The 18,116-nt window shown below is 60.2% G+C and carries 15 protein-coding genes; 5 read left to right on the forward strand and 10 right to left on the reverse strand.

Annotation, left to right across the window (positions count from 1 at the left end):
• Positions 1-3 precede the first annotated feature (3 nt).
• Both ACIOAU_RS14085 and ACIOAU_RS14090 read right to left on the reverse strand, forming a co-directional pair.
• The gene (locus ACIOAU_RS14085; protein ID WP_401182677.1) at positions 4-1,413 is read right to left on the reverse strand and encodes a hypothetical protein; all 1,410 of its coding nucleotides are present in this window, start codon (positions 1,411-1,413) and stop codon (positions 4-6) included.
• 509 nt (positions 1,414-1,922) lie between these two features.
• Positions 1,923-2,945 carry a zinc-dependent alcohol dehydrogenase family protein gene (locus ACIOAU_RS14090; protein WP_101319824.1) on the reverse strand — a complete coding sequence of 341 codons (1,023 nt, stop codon included), beginning with the start codon at positions 2,943-2,945 and terminating at the stop codon, positions 1,923-1,925.
• A 212-nt stretch (positions 2,946-3,157) separates the two neighbouring features.
• Here ACIOAU_RS14090 and ACIOAU_RS14095 point away from each other — a divergent pair, with 212 nt between their 5' ends.
• The 5 genes from ACIOAU_RS14095 (at position 3,158) to ACIOAU_RS14115 (ending at position 10,274) form a co-directional block, all read left to right on the forward strand.
• Positions 3,158-4,072, forward strand: coding sequence for a LysR family transcriptional regulator (locus tag ACIOAU_RS14095; RefSeq protein WP_101319826.1), 915 nt, complete (start codon positions 3,158-3,160; stop codon positions 4,070-4,072).
• Positions 4,073-5,893: 1,821 nt separating this feature from the next.
• On the forward strand, positions 5,894-6,547 hold the full coding sequence (locus ACIOAU_RS14100) for a methyl-accepting chemotaxis protein (protein ID WP_401183339.1): 654 nt from the start codon (positions 5,894-5,896) through the stop codon (positions 6,545-6,547).
• A 396-nt stretch (positions 6,548-6,943) separates the two neighbouring features.
• Positions 6,944-9,067 carry a TonB-dependent siderophore receptor gene (locus ACIOAU_RS14105; RefSeq protein WP_401183342.1) on the forward strand — a complete coding sequence of 708 codons (2,124 nt, stop codon included), beginning with the start codon at positions 6,944-6,946 and terminating at the stop codon, positions 9,065-9,067.
• Positions 9,068-9,324: 257 nt separating this feature from the next.
• On the forward strand, positions 9,325-9,918 hold the full coding sequence (locus ACIOAU_RS14110) for a GNAT family N-acetyltransferase (protein ID WP_312386496.1): 594 nt from the start codon (positions 9,325-9,327) through the stop codon (positions 9,916-9,918).
• The gene (locus ACIOAU_RS14115; RefSeq protein ID WP_101319833.1) at positions 9,915-10,274 is read left to right on the forward strand and encodes a cupin domain-containing protein; all 360 of its coding nucleotides are present in this window, start codon (positions 9,915-9,917) and stop codon (positions 10,272-10,274) included. Before ACIOAU_RS14110 ends, ACIOAU_RS14115 begins: the two co-directional genes overlap by 4 nt.
• A 94-nt stretch (positions 10,275-10,368) precedes the next feature.
• Here ACIOAU_RS14115 and ACIOAU_RS14120 read toward each other — a convergent pair whose 3' ends face one another.
• The 8 genes from ACIOAU_RS14120 to pstB form a co-directional block, all read right to left on the reverse strand.
• A complete protein-coding gene (locus tag ACIOAU_RS14120) occupies positions 10,369-12,780 on the reverse strand; it encodes a TonB-dependent siderophore receptor (protein ID WP_401182682.1) in 2,412 nt (803 codons plus the stop codon).
• Between the two features lie 85 nt (positions 12,781-12,865).
• Positions 12,866-13,813, reverse strand: coding sequence for a FecR domain-containing protein (locus ACIOAU_RS14125; protein WP_401182685.1), 948 nt, complete (start codon positions 13,811-13,813; stop codon positions 12,866-12,868).
• The gene (locus ACIOAU_RS14130; RefSeq protein ID WP_181107512.1) at positions 13,813-14,322 is read right to left on the reverse strand and encodes a sigma-70 family RNA polymerase sigma factor; all 510 of its coding nucleotides are present in this window, start codon (positions 14,320-14,322) and stop codon (positions 13,813-13,815) included. The genes ACIOAU_RS14125 and ACIOAU_RS14130 overlap by 1 nt, the downstream gene beginning before the upstream one ends.
• Positions 14,323-14,496: 174 nt before the next feature.
• Positions 14,497-15,594: a catalase family protein gene (locus ACIOAU_RS14135; RefSeq protein WP_401182688.1), complete on the reverse strand. Its 1,098-nt coding sequence runs from the start codon at positions 15,592-15,594 to the stop codon at positions 14,497-14,499.
• 57 nt (positions 15,595-15,651) lie between these two features.
• A complete protein-coding gene (locus ACIOAU_RS14140; RefSeq protein ID WP_181089283.1) occupies positions 15,652-15,825 on the reverse strand; it encodes a hypothetical protein in 174 nt (57 codons plus the stop codon).
• A 112-nt stretch (positions 15,826-15,937) separates the two neighbouring features.
• Positions 15,938-16,579: a hypothetical protein gene (locus tag ACIOAU_RS14145; RefSeq protein ID WP_312386511.1), complete on the reverse strand. Its 642-nt coding sequence runs from the start codon at positions 16,577-16,579 to the stop codon at positions 15,938-15,940.
• Positions 16,576-17,277 (reverse strand): hypothetical protein, encoded by a 702-nt coding sequence (locus tag ACIOAU_RS14150; RefSeq protein WP_101319849.1) that lies wholly within the window; start codon positions 17,275-17,277, stop codon positions 16,576-16,578. Before ACIOAU_RS14150 ends, ACIOAU_RS14145 begins: the two co-directional genes overlap by 4 nt.
• A gap of 54 nt (positions 17,278-17,331) precedes the next feature.
• The gene (pstB, locus tag ACIOAU_RS14155) at positions 17,332-18,093 is read right to left on the reverse strand and encodes a phosphate ABC transporter ATP-binding protein PstB (protein WP_217862385.1); all 762 of its coding nucleotides are present in this window, start codon (positions 18,091-18,093) and stop codon (positions 17,332-17,334) included.
• Positions 18,094-18,116: the final 23 nt, after the last annotated feature.

The raw sequence follows: 18,116 nt of genomic DNA on the forward strand, positions 1-18,116 counted from the left end.
CAGCTACTGGTTATACATACAGACAGCTGATCCTGGCAAGCACTCCGGATCAGTGGTCGTCAGCTCATCGGCACTGCGCAGCAAGCACAGGGCCATGTCGCGTCGGGCCAGGTACTCCAGCATGCGCCTGGCGGGCTGCCCCACCTGCCGCCCATACACCGCACGCAACTGCACCAGGCTCAAGCCGCTTGCCTCGACCAGCCAATGCAGGACGCCATCGGGGCATGTTTTGCCCAGCAGGGCCCGATGCAGGTAGGGCATGGCCACCAGCATCCCCGGGTGATAGCACTCGATAAAGCTCACCAGGCCAGCACCGTGACCGGCAAATGGGGCATGCAGCAAACAGATCAACTGCTTCTCGGTCAGTTCCAGCACCTGCATCAGACGCGCTTGCGCCATTTCGTCGGCGGCCTGTTCTGTGCGTGGTTTAAGGCCCAGCCGCAGGTTTGCGCCCTTGACCCGACGCTGGACAATGCGCTCGCGCAACTGGCGAAGCTGGATCAAGGCATCCACCTCAAAGCACAACGCCAGCGGTGGCAAACACCCAGCCGCGACGAGGGGCGCTTTCAACAGCCGCTCGAACTCAAGGTCTGCCGGCTTTTGATCGAGCAGGTCGCCAACTGCGATCACCTGCAAGGACGCACCATCGCTGCTATCGGTAGGCGCAAGCGCAGCTTGCGACGGCGTAGCGACAACGTCATGCAGCCAGGCCAGCGCCCTGATCAGGTAGGCGATATCCAGCGAGAGCGGGTGCAAGCCGGGCTCGTCAGCCAGGCGCAAACAACGCCGGCACCACGCCAGGTAGCGGTAGCGCTGGCGGGGCGGCAGCATGGTGATCAGTGCCAGTACGCCTTGCGCATCGCTCAGCACCTGGTTACACGCGCTGGCCATCTGCAAATGCAGGCGGCTGCCAAGCAGCGCCTCTGCCGCGCCGCCATTGAGATGCCCAAACAGCAATAACGCATCGCGGGTCGGTATCCAGTCCGCGTGCTGTGTTTGCGGCCTGCGGCTGAAGGGCACCAGGTGCTGGCCCTGGATCATCAGCAACTCCACGCGCGGATCGTCCTGCAGAAACAAGGTGCTGAAACACCGCTCGTGATAGTCCAACACGGCCTCGCTGGCCGCCGGCAGCGAGGCAACCAGCACTTTCAGCCTGAACGTCTGCGGCGCACGCTGGGCGATGGTCAGCTGAGCTGCGCGCAGCGTGCTCAGCAACAAAGCGCTGTCACGGTCTGCGCCGTGAATCACCAGCAGTTGAAACTGGCCAAGACAGTCAACCCCTCCCGCTGCGACCATAAGCCGTTGAATCAGCAGCTGCATCGAAGCGCGCAGTGCTTGCGACATATGCTCCATCAAGTGCTCAAGCACTTGCGTGTAGACATATTCCAACGCTTGTTCATGGATATTGCTCATGACGGCACTCCCTGTTTCAGACCACTCATCCTCGAACTACCGAGTATGAGCAATCTCAATGTGTCGATAAACTTTTGGGAAATTTCCCACAAGCAATTGCGAAACCATGGCTTAGTTGCTGAGCTTTACATCCTCTAGGCACAAGCGCCGCTCGCCCCTCCTCCGGACCAGCGCCTGAGCGCCTGTGACTGCGGCGCGTGCTGTGAGCCTTGCAAGCTGATGAGTTCGTCCTGGGCGATTAACGCCAAAGTTCTGGGAATAAACGCTTCATTCAAGAATTAACGAGAAAACCATCAGCAAGCAAGCACAACAATCAAGCAGCTCCATCGTAAATTAGACGGAGAAGTTTCAGCGACAGGGCAAGCTGTAGGATATTTACTTAAAGCGCGTAGGATTTATCCGAAGTAACGCTTTGATACGGAATTAGCCGCAATCAACAACGAAAAAGGGCCGCAATGCGGCCCTCTCAAAGGTGGGACTGATTACCGCCAGCCTGGCGGCAGCAGGTTTCAAACCTGGCCCATGTCCAGTACCACCCGGCCACCGCATGGGCACTCGTCCATGTAGCGATGAGCCTCGACCACCTGGCTGAACGGATACACCTTGATGATCTGCGGCGTCAGCAACTGGTCAGCCGTGAACTGGTTGATATCGCGTAGCGCGCGCTGCAAGGCGACCTGGTCCTGGCTGATACCCAGCTCCGGCTTGCCGATGAAGTTGCCGATGCAGTGCACGTAGAACTGGATGTTCTTCTGAAACGCCGCGCACGCTGGGAACGGCGTCTGGTTGCCACCTTGCAGGCCATACAGCACCAGGCTGCCACGCGGCGCCAGAACATCGCCCAACAGCGACATCTGCGGCCCACCCAGGCCGTCGAGGACCATGTCCACGCCGCGCCCATCGGTGTACTTGCCGATCTGCATGAGCAGATCCTGCTCCTCGGTGACGATGACCTTGTCAGCGCCCAGGCCCAAGAGGTATTCGCGCTGTTCCGGGTCCTTGGTTGCAGCAAACACCTTCAAGCCCAGCGCCTTGCCCAACTGGACAAATGCCGGCCCGGCGCAGTGGCTGGCATCAGTGACCAGCGCGGTCTGGCCGGCCTTGGCCCGCGCCAGATCAACATAGGCGAAGTAGGCGATCAGCAGCGGCGTGTAATGCACGCTCGCTTCGACCGGAGAGAGAATATCCGGGTAGCGGGTGATCGCCGTGCGCGGCAAGACGATAACGTCACCGTACACCGGATGATCATTGGCGCTGGTGGCCGGGAAGCTCGCTACCCGATCACCAACAGCTATATCGTCGACGCCAGCGCCTACTGCGGTGACCACGCCGGCCATTTCCTGGCCGATGCCGGCTGGCAAGCGCGCCTTGGACGGTGCCAGGTTCTGCCGCCAGAGCACGTCATACCAGCTGACGCCAATCGCTTCGACGCGGATCTGCAGCTCGCCGGCAGCGGGCGACGGCGCGCCCTGCTCCTCGATGCGGAGCACATCGGCGGCGCCGAAGGAGTGGAATCGGATCATGCGGGACATCGCATACCTCGCCTGTGTGAATCTCGTATTACCACGAACTTTATCCGGGCTTTCACCGTTAGACCATCAGTGGCGATTAATAGTCGACATGCCTGTCATTGATTGGGCCCCCTGCAAATTCGCAGATTGGCTCCCGGAAATCGGTGCAGGGTAACAGCCTTTGGCCGTAAGATTCACCCCTGCCCACCTCTGGCGATAGGCTAAGCGCATCGATGAACCGTAACGACCTGCGTCGTGTAGACCTCAACCTGCTGATCGTGTTCGAGACCCTCATGCACGAACGCAGCGTGACCCGCGCCGCCGAGAAGCTGTTCCTCGGCCAGCCCGCGATCAGCGCTGCGCTGTCGCGCCTGCGCAATCTGTTCGACGACCCGTTGTTCGTGCGTACCGGCCGCAGCATGGAGCCTTCGGCGCGTGCTCAGGAAATCTTCGCCCTGCTCTCCCCCGCGCTCGACTCGATCTCCACCGCCGTCAGCCGCGCCGCCGAGTTCGACCCGGCTACCAGCACCTCGGTGTTTCGCATTGGTTTGTCCGACGACGCCGAATTCGCCCTGCTGCCGCAACTGCTCAAACGCATCCGCGCCGAGGCGCCAGGTATCGTGCTGGTGGTGCGCCGAGTCAACTACCTGTTGATGCCGACCCTGCTCGGCTCAGGCGAAATTTCGGTAGGAGTGAGTTACACCAATGACCTCCCGGCCAACGCCAAGCGCAAGGTGCTGCGGCGCAGCAAGCCCAAGCTGCTGCGTGCCGACAGCATGCCCGGCAGCATCACCCTGGACGACTTCTGCGCTCGCCCGCATGCGTTGGTGTCGTTCGCTGGCGACCTGTCCGGGTTCATCGATGAAGCGCTGGATGAGCTTGGCCGCAAGCGCCATGTGGTGCTGGCGGTGCCGCAGTTCAATGGGTTGGGGAGTTTGCTGGGCGGGACCGACATTGTCGCTACGGTGCCTGATTACACCGCCGCAGTGCTGACAGCAGGCGGTGGGTTGCGGGCGGAGGATCTGCCGATTGAGGTGCAGAGCTTTGAGCTGCACATGGCTTGGCGTGGAGCGCAGGATAATGACCCGGCAGAGCGGTGGTTGAGGTCGCGGATACAGATGTTTTTTGGCGATCCGGACAGCTTGTGACTGAAATCCCGGGGGATTCAGGTAGCGTGCGATTTCGATTTTGCAGCACGGTCGTAATCGGTAGCAAATGGAGCACGCTTGCAACAGCCCCCACACACAACCTTTCACTCGCTCATCAACCAGCATTTTTCAGTGCATGCAGATCTCCTGCGCACCACGTTGAAGCACCCAGGCTCATAGGCTCAAGCGCGCGCAACGCTGCCGACCGCAGACGACCTTACGATTAAGGTAATTGGTAGGGTGCTTACGACCTGGCTTGCTATTTGCTATCAATTTGCCATCCGAGTGTCGCGGTTGGAGAGGCAAATGTCGCTTTCAAGTAAAGTCATGCAGTTATCCTCTAGCGAAAAGAACTGGCTACCCTGGTTCGGCAAAACAGGAAAGATTGCGATGGGGTGGTCATGCCGGCTCAATCGGTCGGCCTATCCTGTGATCGAACAAACCTTTGAAGCCATTGCACAAACCCGCGTGCAGTTGCTACACAACTGGACCCGCGAGCAATGGGAACACCTCGCGGAACTGGCGGAAACGCTCGGTCGGGATATTGCCCATACCGACAGGCGTGCGCTGATGGACAAGCTCAGCCAAGCCGAAGATTTCTCCGAGCTGTTTGTTGTGGGTGTCGACGGCAAGGTCATCACCTCCACCTGGAGCGGACGCGGCAACAATAAGCTTGAGAACACCCGCGCATTGGCCGAAGGATTGAAAGCACCGTTTCTACATGGTCCCTACATCGATCCATTGACGTTGCAGATCGGTCCATCGACTTCACGCTTTCACGATGAAGTCACGTTGATGTTTTATCAGCCATTGATGGCCGAAGGAAAAGTTCTAGGCTGCCTTTGCGGTCGTGTGCCAAACGATGTCTTGGGCGATCTTATACAACGTGAGGCCGGGCACATCTATGCCGAGTCGGGCGACAATTATCTGTTCATGGCGCAATCACGCTTTGATCCTGCGGTCGTGCCGGGAACCGCGTTGTCGCGTTCACGTTTCGAGGACGGCACGTTTACCCACGCAGACAATCTGAAAAGTGGCGTACACACGCCCTACAAGACCGTGCAGATTCAACGGCATACTGAGTTGGAACTGCGCTTCACCGACCCGGCGACACAAGAGTTGCACCCAGGTGTGCGCGAAACAATCCGCATGGGCTCCAATCTGTTCGTGACGTATCCCGGTTATTCGGACTATCGGCACATCCCGGTGGTGGGCAAGGGAGTTACGTTCCAACTGCCAGGCTCACCTGATCGCTGGGGAATGATGTGCGAGGCCGATCTGGAGGAAGTTTACCGTCGACGCTCACTCAGTTATGGCCTGATGAAACCTTATCTCGCAACCATGACAGGGCTCTTTGCCTGCAATTACACGATTCAACATTACAGCGGCCTCACACAGGGCATGATCGATGCCCTGGAGGTTTTGGGCATGGTCTGCGCCGCTGCGTTGTTCAGCCTGTTGGGGCCTAAACGGCTTGCGCAACGGTTGAGCGAGATGACAGGCGTGATCAGGACCATTGCCGAGGGCGAGGGCAACCTTCGTCAGCGTCTGGACACCGCGCGAATGGCCAACGACGAGACCGGCGACATGGGGCGTTGGATCAACAGCTTCATCGATAATCTGGACTCGGTGGTCGGCCAGGTAGTGAAGGCCAGTCGCACCGTCGGCGCCACCAATCAGATGATGCTGGGGCGCAGCCAGGAAGCCGGCATCACCTCGGCCGAGGTGGCCGAAGCGGTGCATTGCATGATGATCATCGTTGAAGAGCAACTGGGTGAAATTCAACAAGCCTCTGCCAGTGCCGAACAAATGAAACAGGCGATGGACGAAGTCGTAACCCGTGCTCGCGAGCAGTTTCTCGCGGTGCAGACAGGCACCCAGTCGATTCGGGATGTGGTCGAGCGCTCTTCCGCAAGCGTGCAGTTACTCGACAGCCGCATGACGCAAATCGGCAACATTACCGGGCTGATCAGTGACATCACCAACCAGACGAACCTGCTGGCACTCAATGCTACCATCGAAGCCGCACGCGCAGGCGAACATGGGCGAGGTTTTGCCGTGGTTGCCGATGAGGTACGTAGCCTCGCCTCACGTACCTCTCGGGCTGCCGATGATATTCGGCAGATGGTCGAGGGCTTGCAGAATGAAACACAAACCGCCGTCAGCTTCATGAAGGAAGGCGTCAAGAACGTCGATAACAGCTTGCGCCTGGCCGAAGACGCGTCCTCGGAAAACGTGCAGTTGCATCAAGCGGTGGAAAGCATGTTTGCGGTCATTCAGCAGTTGAACAAGCGCAGCCTTGACTACGGCAAGACAATCAAACAGGTCGACCACTCTTCGGCGCAGATGCGTGAGACGGTAGTGGTGTTGCAAGGCAGTGCCGAGACCGTGCGGCTCAATGCCAACAAACTGCAAAAACTGGTGGGGCAGTTTGAAGTGAGCAGCATCAGCAGCGGACAGGTGGCGGCTGCTTGATAACGCCGCAAGGGCGCCAGCAAAGCAACGCACCCCACTGATGTGCCCAGCCATGGCCAATCAGATGATCAACGATCACGACGCCGTGGCCGGCAATCTCCTGTCAGGCAGCATTCAGGCTTTGGGGCATATAAAGACCATGGCTTGCAGCAAAGAGTTATCAATAACTATTATCATAGAGCAAGTGCAAATCCTTCTTATTTACATGTAAAGTTCGCGCGCTGTTGCTGACTGCCACCGCGCACTGCCGTGAAGGGCCACAAAGCGTCCTCCGCCTCGCGCGAACATAATGAGAAGACCAAAGGATGTTCCTTCGCCATGCGCCAGGTTACCCACCCAAGCCCCGAACATTTCGCCCGACGCCCAGCCTTCAGCCTTAGCGCACTGGCACTGACCATGGCCAGCCTCGGCTCAGGCAGCCTGCAGGCCGCTGAGGCCAATCCGGTACCCGCGCCCGTGGAGATTGACGCCACCAATGTTACCGGGCAAAGCCTCGAACGGCCCACCGAGCATGTGCTCGGTTACGTCGCCAAACGCAACATGAGCGCGACCAAGACCGACACGCCGATCATCGAGACGCCCCAGTCGCTGTCGGTAGTCACGAGCGACGAGATCCGTGACCGCCAGGCAGAAACGATGGCCCAGGCGCTGAGCTACACCCCAGGGTTCACGGCCAGCTCGACCGCTTTCAACCGGACTGCTGACCGCTTCCGCATCCGCGGCTTCTCGGTCGAATCCGCCACCGGCGGCTCGCTGCGCGACGGCCTGCGTCTGCAGACCAACTCCTACGACGGCATTCAGGAACCGTACGGCCTGGAGCGCGTCGAGGTCATTCGCGGCGCTGCCTCGGTGCTCTACGGCCAGCTCTCGCCCGGTGGCATGGTAAACGGCGTCAGCAAGCGCCCAACCGAGGCGCCGCTGCATGAGCTGAATCTGCAGGCGGGCTCCAATGACCGCAAGCAGCTCTCCGCCGATTTCAGCGGCCCACTGGCCGGTAGCGACACCCTCAGCTATCGCCTTACCCTGCTCAGCCGCAACAGCGACACCCAGCAGGATCATCTGAACGACGACAGGTTCTACATCGCCCCGGCGCTGACCTGGCGCCCTGACGAAGACACATCGCTTACGCTGCTGTCCTTCTACCAGAAGACCGATACGCGTTTCCCCGCGCCTCTGGCCTATCAGTTGGTCGAAGGTGTGGGCAAAGGTGCTTTCACTATCGGTCGCCACGACTTTATCGGCGAGCCGGACTACGACGACATGAACGGCGAGATGTCGGCCCTGGGTTACGAGTTCAGCCACAACTTCAACGAGCACTTCACGGTCAATCACAAGCTGCGTTATTCCGAGTCCGATGTGAAGTGGAGATACCTGCAAGCGCAGACGTCCGCGGCTGCTATCCGCAATGCCGCCAATACCGGCATCCTTGCACGGCAATACAGCGATCGCCATGAGCGTGCGCGAACCTTGGCCACCGATACCAACATCGTACCCAAGTGGCAGCTCGGCAGCGTCGAGCACACTGCTCTGGTCGGTTTCGACGGCTACGATATCTCTTACGACTCGCATAACTTCCGAGGGGCAGCCCCCAGCCTGGACTTGAGCCGCTACAACTATGGTCAACCCGTAGTGGTCAACAGAAACCCCGCCACAGACCGTGGCTCGCAGCTCGATACGCTGCAAAAAGGTGTCTATTTCCAGGATCAGATCAAGTTCGACGACAAGTGGGTCTTGCAGTTGGGTGGCCGCCACGACTGGGCCGACCAGCAGCAGAAGGCGCACCGCAATGACGCCAAAGCCAGCCAGAGCGACGAGGCCACCACTTGGCGAGCCGGCCTGGTTTACCTGGCGGACAATGGCCTGGCGCCCTACATTAGCTATAGCGAGTCGTTCTTCCCGGTTTCCGTTGCGGAAGTCACTGGCCAGAGATTTGATCCCACCGAAGGCAAACAGTACGAAGTGGGTGTGCGCTATCAGCCCAAGGACAGCAATCTGCTGCTGAGCGCAGCAGTCTATGAGCTGACCCAGACCAATGTACTCAAGCAGGATCCAGCCACCGAAGAGTACCGCCAGACCGGCGAAGTGCGCTCACGCGGCCTGGAGCTGGAAGCCAAGGCGGATATCACCTCGGCACTCAGCATGATCGCTACCTACGCCTATACCGATGCACGCACCACCAAGAGCGCTATTGCCGCCGAAGTGGGTCAACGTACCGACGAGACCCCCTACCACCAGGCAGCCCTGTGGACCAGCTATGACTTCGTCAACTGGGGCATTGCGCAACTGACTGTGGGGGCCGGCGCCCGTTACATGGGTACAACACAGGCCTCGGGCGTCGATTCGGCCACCCCAGCCTATACCCTGTTCGACGCCATGGCACGCTACCGGATCGACGACAACTGGGCCGTGACCGTCAACGCCAACAACCTGACCGACAAGCGTTACGTACAGTGCAGCTTCACCTCCTGCAGCTACGGTGACGAGCGCACCCTGCTGACCTCGGTGAACTTCACCTGGTGATCTGCAGCGCCGTGCGCTGAGCAAGCAACTTGCTGCGGCGCGCGGCCTTACCTGCCTAATGCAAGGCAGCGCGACCGATCAAGAATAGCCAGGCACAGCGACTCCTCAGATAACCATGAGCATGAGCGCAACGTCGCAGGTCGTGCTGACGGTGTTCGCCCAGAGCATGATGGGTAGCGTCCAACTCGCCTACCCTGCCCGCTGCTAAAGGCGCAATCCTTCAAAACTAACCACCCGAGCCCATGGAAGCACCCCACATGTCTATCGACTTCAGACCTGCTCACGCCTCGGACGCGCACGACATCGCGCGCTTCTTTCAACTGACTTCGGAGGGCATGGCCGACTACATCTGGAGCAAGCTCGGCGCACCAGGGGAAGCGTTGCTGAGTGTCGGTGCGGCACGCTATGCCCGGGAGCAAGGCGACTTCTCCTACAAGAACTGCCTGATGGCCACGTCCGACGGGCGCGTCATCGGCATGATGCATAGCTATGCGTTGCGCGCGAGCCCTGACGCGCCTGCCGAGACCGACCCGGTCCTCGCGCCTTATGCCGACATGGAAATACCCGACACCTTGTACATCTCCAGCCTGGCGCTGGATGAGGCGTGGCGCAGCCAGGGGCTGGGCGTCGAGTTTCTCCGCCACGCGCAGCAGCGCGCCGACGACGCTGGGCTGGATGGGCTATGCCTGATCGACTATGCAGAAAACCACGGTGCCCGCCGCTTTTACGAACGTCACGGTTTTCAAATCGTCAAAACCTGCCAGATCGTTGCGCACCCGATGCTGCGCGTGAGCGGTGAAGCCCATTTGATGTATCGCCCTACCCACAACGTGCCCGAGAACAATCAATGAACAAGAGTCTCACCGTATTCCGCGAACTGGATATCCAACCGGTACGCGACCTGCCCTTTTTCGAAGAAGTCCTGGAAGGCACCCCGCACACGTTGACGTCCAAGTACTACCACGATGAACAGCAAGGTCGCATTTGCGGGGAATGGCAAGCCAGCATCGGCGCTTGGCGCATCGACTACAAAGTCTGGGAGTTCTGCCACGTCCTGAGCGGCCGCTGCGTCATCGAGCTTGAGGGCTGCGCCCCGGTCACATTGGCCGCGGGCGACACGTTCATTATCGAACCGGGCGCCAAGGGCAAGTGGACTGTGCTGGAAGACATGAAGAAGAACTTCGTGATTCTGGTGCCGGCGGGCTAGATTCTGCACGAAAACCAAACCTGACCACGACGCGGTCACGGACACCCGCCCGGCGCCACACTCTCGCGCCGGGCCAGCCCTTCAAGCCTATCGATCAAAACCCAACAGTCGCCGAAACCAGATACGTGCGCGGCGTCGACAAGCTCAACCCAGGCTCACTGTCATCCGACGCCCCGGCCGAAACCCAGTAGCGATCATCCAGCACGTTCTCGACGCTGGCTCGCACCGTCACATCCTTGTCCGAAACCTTGAAGGCGTAGCGCGCACCGAGGTCGAAGCGCTCCCAGCCGTCGATTTTCTTGCTGTTGGCCTGATCGAGGAACTGTGAGCTGGAGTGAATGCCGCGCGTGGTCAGGGTCAATCCTTGCAGCGCGGGTACGTCCCATTCGGCGCCCAGGCTGACGTTGTATTCAGGCGTGGCCGGGGCGCGGTTGCCGTCGGCAACGCCGCCTATCGTGCCGGTCAGCTCGCTGTCGATGAACATCACGCCACCGAGCAGGCGGACGCCCTGGAGCGGCTCGCCGAACACACTCAGCTCGATGCCCTTGTTTTCACGCTTGCCGTTGGGGCCAAACACGCGCGTGGCAGCGTTGGTTTCGTAGGCAGGTTGCTTGATGCGAAAGGCGCTGGCGGTCAGGCCGAAGGTACCGAGGTCGTACTTTGCGCCTACCTCGATCTGGCGGCTGATGAAGGGCGCGAAGATGTCGTCAGAATTGCGCGAGGTCGAGGGGGCGATCTTGCCCTGGCTCAGGCCTTCCATGTAGCTGGCGTAAAGCGACAACTGCTCGCTGAGCTTGAACACCACACCACCCGACGGCGAAAGCTTTTCCTCGTCGTAGCCGGTGAGGCCCTTCGCGCCATTGCGCCAGTCGTCGACTTTGACCCGCTGCCAGCGTGCGCCCAGGGTCAGCAATACACGGTCGTCGAAAAAGCCTAGCGTATCGGCCAGGGCTATGCCGGTGAACCGGTTTTCGGTGTACACCTCGGCATCAGGACGGGTCGGGGTGCCGGGTGTTGGGATGGCGCCCGGGTTGTACAGGTTGCTGGGGCTTGCGGCGTAGCGTGCGCCGCCGTTGGTGAAGTCCATGTAGAAGTAGCTGGCTGACAGGTTCAGCTCATGGCTGACAGGGCCGGTAGTGAACCAGTTGCGCAGTCCGGCCATTGCAGTGCGCACCGATTCGTCGCGGGTAAAATCGCGCGGCAGCACACTGAAATCGCCGGCGTCATTGCTGACCGGCACGTTGTGGCGCAAAAAATCGTGGTTGCTCTCGCGCGCGCCGAACGCGGCGTAGGCCATCAGCGAATCGCTCAAGTCATATTCGCCGTTCACCGTGCCGAAGGTGTCCTCGGTACGCGCCTTGGTCCAGGCCTGGGCGTAGTTGCGGTGTACATCCCTGGCGTCTGGCACCTTGGCGTCGGCACCGATCAGCACTCGCTCCTGCGGGGCGTCGGTGTCGCGCTGGGTGTGGCCGAGGTCGGTGGACAGGCGCAGCCGCTCACCGCGAAAATCCAGGCCCAGCACGGCCATTTCACGGTTGACGCTCTGGTGATCCCAGGTGGTGTCACCGGACTGCTTGACCGCGTTGAAGCGCAAGCCGAACTGATCACCCTCACCAAAGCGTCGGGCGATATCCACGGCGCCGCCCGCCTGGCTGTCCGAGGCGTAGCTGCCGGTAAACTCGGTGAGCGGTTTGTCCCCTGCCCGCTTGGGTACGACGTTGATGCCCCCGCCGACGCTGCCACGCGGCGAAATGCCATTGATCAGTTGGCTGGGGCCTTTGAGGATATCGACGCGGTCGGCCATTTCCATGTCGATGGAATACGTTGGCAATACACCGTACAAGCCGTTGTAGGAAACATCGCTGTTGAACAGGCTCAGGCCACGGATGGTGAACTGCTCGAAGCGGCCACCTGCAGGGTTGGTCGCGCGCACGGAGGGGTCACTGGCGACCAGATCGTTGAGGGTGCGCGCCTGCAGGTTCTTCACCGTCTGGCTGGTGTAGGTGGTCATGCTGAACGGCGTGTCCATGAAGTCACGCGAGCCAAGCAGGCCCTGCGAGTTGCGGCGAGCGACCTGGCCACCGGCGTAGGGCACGCCGTCATCGGCCACGTGCCCACTGCTGATCGTGGTCGGCGCAATTTCCAGGGTACTGGCATCTTGCGTTACTGGCACCACGGTGTACGCATCAGCGCCTGTCGACTGCAGCCGCATTCCGCTGCCTTGCAGCAATTGGGCGAAGCCTTCCTCGACGCTGTAGCTGCCCGAAAGCCCGGCACTGGAGCGCCCATTGACCAACTCAGGGCTCACCGACAGGCTCACCCCTGATTGCGTGGCAAAACGGGTCAGCGCGACACCCAGGCTACCAGCTGACACTGCGTAACTGCGCCGGTCAACGTCATCAGCCCAACTGACCGGGACGAAAAGTGGTGTAGCACTCAGGCTCAGCACAAGGCTTACGCGCAACAAAGACTCACGGCCTGAACGGCCAGGCATCACGACGGACATAGGGGGCAAGCTCTCGTTTTCAGTTCACTTACCTGGAATGACCGGTGGGGCGAAAAAAAGGGACATGGGTTACGCCTGAGTTTTGTTACACATGAGCGTTGAGGGGCATCAAGGTGACCCAATAGCGGGTGCGTGACTGCACCTCGAGCGGCAGGCTCGCCGCCAGCAGAGACAGCACACGGTTGGTATCGTCCAGGCGAAAACTGCCGATCACCCGCAGGCTTTCCAGTTCAGGCGCCCAACGCAACAACCCCGGGCGGAAGCGCCGCAGCTCGCGCAGAAAATCGCCCAGCGGCTGGTTCTGGGCAATCAGCACACCCTCGCGCCATCCGGGCAGCGAAGCATCGAAGCGACCGACCTCACCCGCCCCGCCAGGCCGCAACCTGACCTCCTCACCTTCACGCAAGAACAGCGCCGGCCCCTGCAACGGGTGTAATTGGGCTGCACCGCTGGCGACTTTGATCTGGCAGTCGCGGTCATTGAGGCGCACGCACACATCACTGCGGCCAACCACAACCCGACCGTACGGCAAGTGAATGGTCAGCCCAGCGCTGTCATTCACCCTAAGTGCCATCTCACCGCGCACCAAGGTCAGCTCACGCTTACTCAGGTCGACGTTGACCGCGCTGTCTGTGTTCAACTGCAGCAGGCTGCCGTCGGCCAGTTGCAGGGTTTTCTGTTCGCCGATGGCGGTGTGCACATCGGCCAGCCAAACCTGCACGGGCACCTGACGGGCGATCAACCAAGTGGTTGGCAAGACTGCGGCAATACCCAATGCGCGCTTGATTGCGGCACGGCGCGCAAGGTCGGGACGATCCAGTGAAGCCATGGCCAAGGCCGGCGGCAGCGCTTCAAATCGCTGGCGCAGTTGCTGCGCTTTCTGCCAGATGTGTTCATGGTTGGCGCTGCTGTTGCGCCAGTGCTGGAGGCGGATGTGATCTGCTTCGGTGGCCGTGCCTGACTCCAGCAACGCCAACCAGCGCGCCGCTGCGCGGGCAACCTCTTGCATCTCGCTGGTGGGCGCCGTGCGCATCAAAGCTGCACCAGCAAGCAGTGTTCGTAGGCTTGCGCCATATAGCGCTTGACCGTGCGCTCCGACACGTCCAGCCGCTCGGCGATCTCGCGATAGCCCAGGCCGTGCAATTGGCTCCAGAGAAATGCGCGGCGCACCAGCCGTGGCAGGCCATCCAGCAGTTCGTCCAGCGCCTGTAGCGTTTCCAGCAGCAGCCAGCGCTGTTCTGGAGACGGCACGCACTCCTCAGGCAGTTGCGCCAGCGCTTCGAGGTAGGCCGCCTCCAGGCTACGCCGGCTGTAGAAGTTGCTCAGCAGACGCTTGCCCACGGTCAGCAGATAGGCCCGTGGCTCGCGTAACTCCTCGAGCTTTTGCGCGCTGGAGAGCACCCGCAGGAAGGTATCCTGACTCAGATCGGCCGCATCCCAGCTATTGCCGACGCGGTGGCGCAACCAGTTCTCCAGCCAGCTGCGATGCTCGCGGTACAGGACGCTCAGGCGCTGATCGGGTGGCGTAACGGCGTCAACCATGGGGTGAGGCTCTGCACTTCAATGAATGGTATTGATTCTATTTAACAATAGAGTCGGTTACCAGATCATTTCCTCCACCGGGTCAGCTACTCAACCAGGGCGGTAAGCCGGATGCTCATGCGCTGCTCGCTGGTAGCCCGCACTGATGCAGTGCTACCAGCGCGTACAGCACTTCTAACGGGGTTCGTGAATAGGACAGCCGTTATGGCTACCCCTGAACTCCGACGACATCTCGTACGAAGGCTTGCGCACTCGCATTACGCCCCCGAGCGGACGATGGGCAGCCAGACCATGCCAAGGACTGAAAGCCATGCCATCGTCGATTTCATGAACCTTGGCGTCATCCCACGAAGGCTGCGCTTCGACCTCCAGTCGAGCGACCGTGAGATACGGGCTGAGATCCTCAGGCCATTCAACCGAAGCGTCCTCGATGGGCATTTTATCCAGATCGGTCGCCAGTTGGACACGGATCTCCCAGACCCCGCCGTGTGTATTGAAGTGCTCGGCAACAGCCGCACGCAGGCCGTCAGGGTTGTCGTCCAGATCTACCTTCAGATCGGTCAATGCCGTCAACTCGGGCGAAATAGGCACTATGGCAAGCTTGGCATAATAAGGACCGTACAGCACCGGCACCACAGTGGTGAAGGTCTCACCGAGGACATGAGTCTGCGGATGGCCGCCAAGGCTCTTTAGTGTGCCGCTCTCCCCGCCCATGGCCTCGACTACCGACTCGACGCCGCGCAAAACCGCTGAAAGCGCTTTCTTCATGCCTGGCGCTCGGTCAGTAGTCTTGGCCAGAAGTTTCAGCGTCTTGAGAAACGCCTTTGGGTCAGCCGCAGTGAAAGCCTTGGCGTTCTGCATCACGAAATCCTGAGTCACCTCGCCCTCACTGCCAGGCAAACGAGGTCCATCAACGCCGACAATCTTCAGCGCCAACCCCCTGGGAGTGGACACCTTGTCGTCGAGGATATCGCCGGGGTTGGTCGAGAACCGCAGATAGGCAGAATAACTGCCAGCGCGAGCGAATGCGCCTTGAGCCAAGGCAGGCGGTAAGTCGCCAATTACGACCACACGCCCGCGCAGCAAGCCATGGGCCTTGGCGTGGACACTGCGGTTGGCGTGGCCCTCATCGGCGAAGGTTTTTTCCATGATGTCGTGAAGCGTCTGCGCCAGTTCCTTGCTGGTCTGCGCCTCGTCGTCGGGGATCTGCTCGAACGAGGGCTGGAACATGAGCGGCGCAGTGGCGACAGTTACTTTGGATTGATCACTCATCACAATTCTCCGGCCAAGCTCACGGCTGAAACCTGGCATTTTCATAGAGCCAAAAGTTTACTTGCCCAGATCAGCCTTCAACCGCTGCCCAGCATAGGCCTGCGCCTCGGCGGCTTTTTTCACCACTGCAGCGGTGCCGAAAAACTCGTGTGTCACGCCATCGGCGTATTTCTGGTAGGAAGGCGTATTCGTACTGGACTGAGCTGCAGCCAGCAAAAGCTTGTTCTGCATGGTGACCTCCGAGGTTGAGGCGAAAATGTTCTCCTCTACTAACCTCAGGGCCATAAGCGGGAATGACGTTCAATTATCCGAAGTTGACTCAGACGAATGGATGCTGCTCGATCTACTGCCCAAGCGACTGATTCGCAGACCACTGCGGCTCCACACTTTGGCGAGTCAGCTGGCCGTAGCGCTGCGGTTGATGCCAAGCCAGCTGCGCATGCACCTTGGCAGTGGCCTCCAGGACCTTCTGCGTCCAGTTGTCATCCTGCGGAGAGACGACCACGACGCGGAAACCGTGATCGATACCCTCAGCCCGAACTCCGTCAGAATCATCCACATGCAGATCGATGTCGAACAGGCCCGGATGCTTGGACGGTGGCCGTGACAGCCCATGCTCGGCCATCACATGCAAATGCCGGTCATTGTTGACCACGCCGTCGACGCGGATGCCATACAGCAACAGCCAGCGCTTGATGTAGGCCGGGGTGCGGCCAGACGAGGTATAGATCCACACGCTGCAATTCTGCCGGCGCAGATCGCGAATCAGCTCACGAGTACCAGCGCGCAGTGGTTCACCCAGCCAGTCATGCATGAACCCTGGCAGCTTGCTGCTCTCGGCTGGGCAATTGTGGTGGTGGCAGGCCAAGGTGTCGTCGATATCAAACGAAATACGAACCTGTGGGCGGCCCAGCAGGCGTGTTGCCGCTTGCCAGCCACGAGCGATGCCGGCCTGGCACTGTTGCAGCACTGGCGAGCGGCTCATCGGTGAGTCCCCTGATAACGGCGCGCAGGCGGCGTGTTGAGGAAGAACACCGTAGCGGCCGGTGCTTTGGCTTCGAGGAAGGCGGCGTACTTCTTTTTGATCTTGGGCAATTCGTACAAGGCTTTGACACCGTGTTTGGCGGAGTTGCGGATGACCGAGGACGGGTTGAAATAACCCTCGGCGTTGTCCAGCGTCAGCACAAACGGCGGCAGCCCTTCGCGCATCAACAGGTAACTGACCAGGAGCGAGCCCGTGCGGTTGTTACCTTCGATAAACAGTTGCGGCTTGCTGAGGATGCGCACATACACGCCGGCTGCGCGCTTCCACACCGAATCGCTGTGGTACGAGCAGTACCAGTTGTACAAATCCTTGATGCCGCCTTCGACGTTGTTGAAGAAGTGTTCTTCAGTTGCAGCCAGGTGCTGAGCGAACTCCACCCGCCGTGCCGGGTCACTGCCACAAAGCACGGTGGCGTTGATCTCGAGCATCAGGTTCAGCTGCTGCAGGTCGAACAGGTCGATGCCGCGGGCAACATAATCGTCTACCAGGGCATAGCCTTCCAGCACATTCTGCAGCACCTCGTCGGTGAACGGATCGCGCTGCTCGGTGAAGTGCTGGCTGAGCTCGCCGAAGCGGCTCTGCACCTCCCGCAGTGCGCGCTCTATAGCGCGTAGATCAAGACGACGTGTTGCAGACATTGGCAATCCCGAGAAACAATTTAACAAAGGCGACAGCGCTGAGACTGGCTCGAATCAACTGAACTTGCCGCTGATGTAGTCATTGGTCAGCTGCTCACGCGGGCTTTCGAAGATCTGCGTGGTCGGCCCCATCTCGACCAGATAACCAGTGCGTGTGCCTTGGGAAATGTCCACCGAGAAGAACGCCGTGGTATCAGCCACACGGATCGCCTGCTGCATGTTATGGGTCACCAGGGCAATGGTGTAGTCCTTCTTCAGCTCGACCATCAACTCTTCCACCCGGCGGGTTGCAATCGGGTCCAGCGCCGAGCACGGTTCATCCAGCAGCAGCACTTCGGGCTCGGTGGCAATGGCACGGGCAATGCACAGCCGTTGTTGCTGGCCACCGGACAGCGACAGGCCGCTGGCCTTTAGCTTGTCCTTGACCTCGTCCCACAGCGCAGCGCCCTGCAGCGCGTGCTTGACGCGATCGCCGAGGTCACCCTTGTAACGATTCAAACGCAGACCGAAGGCAACGTTGTCGAAGATGCTCATCGAGAACGGGTTGGGCTGCTGGAACACCATGCCGATGTAACGGCGCACTACCACCGGGTCGACGCCTTTGCCATAGACGTCCTGGCCAAGGAAGTGCACGTGGCCTTCGAAGCGGAAGCCTTTGACCAGGTCGTTCATGCGGTTGAGGCTACGCAGCACAGTACTCTTGCCACAGCCAGACGGGCCGATGAAGCCTGTGATCTTGTTCTTCTCGATCGGCACGTGGCTGTCGCGCACAGCGAGGAAGTTGCCGTAGAAAATCTTGTCCAGTTTGCAGTCCATTACCACGGGTGCCTGGCTGACAA

The sequence above is a fragment of the Pseudomonas sp. NPDC088322 genome, from assembly GCF_044740745.1.
Lineage (GTDB): Bacteria > Pseudomonadota > Gammaproteobacteria > Pseudomonadales > Pseudomonadaceae > Aquipseudomonas > Aquipseudomonas shirazensis.

Bases quoted from the DNA above. Each gene is read 5' to 3' on its own strand.
- ACIOAU_RS14085 (WP_401182677.1), bottom strand. From the start codon at position 1,413: ATGAGCAATATCCATGAACAAGCGTTGGAATATGTCTACACGCAAGTG.
- ACIOAU_RS14090 (WP_101319824.1), bottom strand. From the start codon at position 2,945: ATGTCCCGCATGATCCGATTCCACTCCTTCGGCGCCGCCGATGTGCTC.
- ACIOAU_RS14095 (WP_101319826.1), top strand. From the start codon at position 3,158: ATGAACCGTAACGACCTGCGTCGTGTAGACCTCAACCTGCTGATCGTG.
- ACIOAU_RS14100 (WP_401183339.1), top strand. From the start codon at position 5,894: ATGGACGAAGTCGTAACCCGTGCTCGCGAGCAGTTTCTCGCGGTGCAG.
- ACIOAU_RS14105 (WP_401183342.1), top strand. From the start codon at position 6,944: ATGGCCAGCCTCGGCTCAGGCAGCCTGCAGGCCGCTGAGGCCAATCCG.
- ACIOAU_RS14110 (WP_312386496.1), top strand. From the start codon at position 9,325: ATGTCTATCGACTTCAGACCTGCTCACGCCTCGGACGCGCACGACATC.
- ACIOAU_RS14115 (WP_101319833.1), top strand. From the start codon at position 9,915: ATGAACAAGAGTCTCACCGTATTCCGCGAACTGGATATCCAACCGGTA.
- ACIOAU_RS14120 (WP_401182682.1), bottom strand. From the start codon at position 12,780: ATGTCCGTCGTGATGCCTGGCCGTTCAGGCCGTGAGTCTTTGTTGCGC.
- ACIOAU_RS14125 (WP_401182685.1), bottom strand. From the start codon at position 13,813: ATGCGCACGGCGCCCACCAGCGAGATGCAAGAGGTTGCCCGCGCAGCG.
- ACIOAU_RS14130 (WP_181107512.1), bottom strand. From the start codon at position 14,322: ATGGTTGACGCCGTTACGCCACCCGATCAGCGCCTGAGCGTCCTGTAC.
- ACIOAU_RS14135 (WP_401182688.1), bottom strand. From the start codon at position 15,594: ATGAGTGATCAATCCAAAGTAACTGTCGCCACTGCGCCGCTCATGTTC.
- ACIOAU_RS14140 (WP_181089283.1), bottom strand. From the start codon at position 15,825: ATGCAGAACAAGCTTTTGCTGGCTGCAGCTCAGTCCAGTACGAATACG.
- ACIOAU_RS14145 (WP_312386511.1), bottom strand. From the start codon at position 16,579: ATGAGCCGCTCGCCAGTGCTGCAACAGTGCCAGGCCGGCATCGCTCGT.
- ACIOAU_RS14150 (WP_101319849.1), bottom strand. From the start codon at position 17,277: ATGTCTGCAACACGTCGTCTTGATCTACGCGCTATAGAGCGCGCACTG.
- pstB (WP_217862385.1), bottom strand. From the start codon at position 18,093: ATGGACTGCAAACTGGACAAGATTTTCTACGGCAACTTCCTCGCTGTG.